Origin of the sequence: Streptomyces durocortorensis, assembly GCF_016901035.1 — a bacterium.
Classification (GTDB): domain Bacteria; phylum Actinomycetota; class Actinomycetes; order Streptomycetales; family Streptomycetaceae; genus Streptomyces; species Streptomyces durocortorensis.
The window spans coordinates 1-4044 of sequence record NZ_JAFEUF010000252.1 but is presented as its reverse complement, the minus strand read 5'-3'; the positions used below and the strand labels follow the sequence as shown (position 1 = coordinate 4044).

Genomic DNA, 4044 nt, shown 5'->3' with positions numbered 1-4044 from the left:
CCGCTCGCCCGCCTCGGGCCTTGTTCTTCCTTCTCCTTATCCGGGGTTTTGGGGGGGGGGGGGGGGGGGGGGGGGGCCCCCCCCCCCCCCCCCGCTCCGCTGTGTTCTCCTGTGCCTTCAGGTTCGCTGTGCCTTCAGGTCCGCCCGTACCGGATGGTGCGGTCGGGGAACTCCAGCGCCAACTCGGTGGTGACGGTGGGCCGGGTGCGGCTCCCCGTCGGGACGCACGACGGCCTCAAGGTCCTCCGGCTCGAAGTCCCGCACATGCCACACAGCCATGGTCCGGCCCCGGCCCATCTGTTCGACGGTCCCCGTCTCGTTCCCCCGCCTTTCCATGATGGAGCGGCCGGGGGCGGGTGCCGGGCCTCAGCCCTCGCCGGTCAGGTTGATGGTGACCGTGCGCTCGGCCGGGGTCTTCCCTGCCAGGGCGGTCTTCATCGCCTGGGCCACGTCGTCCGCGCCGACCTGGTGCTCCCTGCCGTCGGCCTTGACCGCCGTGATGCCGTCGAAGACGCCGTCGAGCAGCGTGTCGATCGCCTTCTTGTCGTAGACGTCGACCAGTCGGCCGTCCACCGGCTTCATGGACAGGATCTGCGGCAGGGACCGCGCCGGGCCGAACTGGATCTGCTTGGGACCGGCCTTGATGGTGATCAGACCGGACATCGCGGGCTCGGCGAACTCCTTCATCGCCCGGTCCAGTTCCGCCTTGGTGATGGTGGGCGCGGTGGTGGCGACGGGGAGTTCGACCAGGCGGGCCTGCCCGGTCTGCACCTGGGCGCGGTAGGCGTCCCGGACCGAGATCAGGGACTGGCCGGCGTCCAGCGTCTTGCCCGGCTTGCCCGGCACCGCCACGGCCTTGTTCGGCTCGAAGCGGATCGTGCCGTCGTTGGCCGAGCCGGAAGCGCCCGCCAGGTCGGTCAGCGCCACGCCGAGCTTCTCCTCGTCGACCGGGATCACCGGGTCGGCGGGGCGCTCCCCGCCGAACAGCGAACCGATCACCGAGACGGGGTTGTAGTCGCTGCCCGCCGCGCCGCGCACGGTCTCCTGGCTGTCCAGGGTGAGACCGGCCTTCTCGGGGTCGAGCTTCTCCTCCTTGCCGTCCACCGACAGCGTCAGAGGCGTCTTGGCCCGCTCGCCGAGGGCGGCTTCGAGCTTGGTGACCGCCTCCTCCTTCGAGCCGCCGCCGATGTCGACGCCGAGCACCGTGGTGCCCTTGGGGACCTCGGAGTGGTTCAGCAGGAGGCCCGCCCCGTACGCGATGCCGAGCAGCACGACCGCGGCCACCCCGAGGAGGACCAGCTTGGAGCGGCCCTTCTTCGCGGGCGCGGGAGCGGAGGCCGCGGCGGCCTTCGGCGCGGGACGCGGGGCGGCGGGGCCCGGCGTGGGAGCACCCGGACCACCGGGACCGCCGGGACCGCCGTGACCCGTCACCGGGCCGCCCGGGCCGCCCGGCCGCTCCGGGAACGTCGCGCGGGGCTCGCTGGGCACCACGGGGATGCCGCTCGTCAGCGTGTCGCCCGAGACATGGCCGCCGGGGCCGAGGTCGGGCGCCGGGGCCTGCGGCGTGAGGATCGCGGTGTCGTCGGACATCCGGGGCGGTACGCCGCCGGGGGTACCCGGGACCATCGGGCCGGGGCCGCCGAGGCCCGGGACGCCGTCGAGGTTCGGGGTCAGCGAGGAGGTGCCGGTGACCGGTCCCGTGGTGGGGCCGGCCGGGCCGGGCGTCCGCACTCCGGGGCCGGGGGTGGCACGCGGGCCGCCGCCGGGGGGCTCGGTGCCGTACGCGTCGAGCGCACTGCGGCCGGGGCCGGGCGCGCCCGGTCCGCCGCCGGGCTGCGGGGCGTCCGAGAAGTACGGCAGGTCGGGGCGCGAGCGGCCCGCACCACCGTCGGACACGCCACCCGGGCCGCCAGGACCGCCGGAGCCGCTCATGCCGGGGCCACCCGGGCCGCCTGTGCCCGGGCCGCCGGGGCCACCGGGACCGCCCAGGCCCGGACCACCCGGACCACCCGGACCACCCGGACCACCCGGACCGGAAGGGGCGCCGCCGGAGCCGCCGGGCGCACCCGTGCCCTGGGCGGCTGTCGCCGGTCCGGGGGCAGGGGTCTTGCGCGGGGCGAACCAGTCGCTGCCGCTCTTCTCCCGGGCCGGCTTCTCCGCGGGCGTCGGGTCGGCGGCCGCGCCGCCGTCGCGGGACCGGTCCGCGGGCGCGCCGCCGTTCGAGCCGGCGCCCGGGCCGCCGGAGCGGTGCGCGGGTCCGGCACCGGAAGCCGCACCGGGTGCGGGCGGCGGCGTGCCGGGGCGGGGGGTCGCGCCGGTGCGCTCCGCGTCGGAACGGCCGTCGCCGGCGATGTCGCTCGCCGCCATCGGCGTACGCATCACGACCGGCGGGATCGGACGCGAACCGGGGATGTTGATCCGGATGCGCGTCGTCAGCGTCGTCTCGGTCTTCGGTTCCTCGGGCCGGGGCGGATCCACGGATTCCGGGTTCTCGTCAGAGCCGTCCTGCGACGGATACTGGCGGGATCCGTACGGCGGCGTACCCGAGGGGTACGCGGCTCCGCCGCGGCCCTGGGGCCCGGAGGACGAACTGTCAGTTTCACGACTCAAAGCAGGTTCTCCCGATTGGCTCCGCCGCCCGTACTTCCCCCATGCCGCAGGCCAGGGGACGGCTCGGCGCGCGCACCACCATACTGGCCGCCGCCGTCGGACACTCCGCGACCGGGTGAAACCTCCACCCGTGCATCACACCTGTGGGGGTCTCTCCGGACCCGGACTTGGCACTTCACGTACCCGACCGGCCGCTGTGGATGGCTGATTGCGGCACTTTCGAGGTGGTGGCGCACATCACAGCGACGGCCGTCCCGCCGAGCATGAAGAACACCAGGCCGAGTTCGTCGCCGAAGACGTAGTCGCCCTCCGGCCGGCCGCTCAGCAGAAGGAACACGGTGATGAACCAGCCGGCCGCCGGGGCGAGCGCGCCGATCTGGGTACGGGTCAGGATCCGGCCGCCGTAGAAGAGGCCCGCGGAGCCCGCCAGGGCGATGATCAACCCGCCCGGGAACCAGGCCGCTTGGACGAGGGTTCCGGCGAGGGCGACGAGCGCGCCGAGGACCGCGAGGCCCAAGTAGGCGGCGATCCGGGCCGGGTTCGGCCGGGCGGCGAACCCGGTGGGCTCGGGCTCCCGAGGCGGAGCGTTCCGTCGCGGCGCGTGGGAGGAGTCCGCGCGGCCGCGGGACTTCTTGGGGGTGCCGCTCATACCGCGCCTCCCTCGGTGTCCGGGACGCCCGCGAACAGGTCGCTCTCGCGCTCCGGTCCCGTCACGCCGCGAACGCCCCGCACCAGTTGGTAGCACTCGGTCGTCAGCAGGGGCTGGCCGAGGTCGTTGGAGAGGGCGAAGAAGGGGCCGTCGACCGCGATCTGGGTGGCGTGGGCGCGCATCGCCGCCGACTTCGCCCCGGCGTACGCCGATCCGTCGATCTCCGCGGTGATCTGCTCCCCGCCGGTCACGCCCGGGACGTCGGCCACGGCGGCGATGCCGGGGAAGGCGTCGGGCGCGGTGGTGCGCAGCCGGTCGAAGGCGGCCTCCAGGGCCTCCCGCTCCACCCGGTTCCAGTAGATCTTCGCGATGGTGTGCGGTGCGTCGGAGCCGTACGCCGGGTCGGCGGCCAGGTCGGCGGCGCGCATCGCGACGCGGTGGGCCTGGATGTGGTCGGGGTGGCCGTAGCCACCGTCCGGGTCGTAGGTGATCAGGACCTGGGGGCGGACCTCGCGGATCACCTCGACGAGGTGGGCGGCCGCCTCGTCCACCGGGGTGGACCAGAAGGAGCCGGGGCGGCCGTTCTGCTCGGCGCCCATCATCCCCGAGTCCCGGTAGCGGCCGGCCCCGCCGAGGAAGCGGTGGTCCTCGACGCCGAGCTCCTGCATCGCCGCGGCCAGCTCGCCGACGCGGTGGGGGCCCAGCGCGTCGTCCCGGTCGGCGGTGAGGCGGGCGAGGGTGGGCGGGATGACCTCGCCCTCCTCGCCGAGCGTGCACGTCACCAG

At 75.0% G+C, this 4044-nt stretch carries 3 protein-coding genes; all 3 read right to left on the bottom strand.

The window, feature by feature from the left end:
- Positions 1-366 precede the first annotated feature (366 nt).
- Positions 367-2610 (bottom strand): hypothetical protein, encoded by a 2244-nt coding sequence (locus JS521_RS30180; protein ID WP_205086113.1) that lies wholly within the window; start codon positions 2608-2610, stop codon positions 367-369.
- Positions 2611-2785: 175 nt separating this feature from the next.
- Positions 2786-3259, bottom strand: a complete 474-nt coding sequence (locus tag JS521_RS30175) for a DUF6113 family protein (protein ID WP_205086112.1) — start codon at positions 3257-3259, stop codon at positions 2786-2788.
- A partial coding sequence (gene mshB, locus JS521_RS30170) for an N-acetyl-1-D-myo-inositol-2-amino-2-deoxy-alpha-D-glucopyranoside deacetylase (RefSeq protein WP_205086111.1) occupies positions 3256-4044 on the bottom strand: 789 nt, incomplete at its 5' end. The genes JS521_RS30175 and mshB, both read right to left, overlap by 4 nt.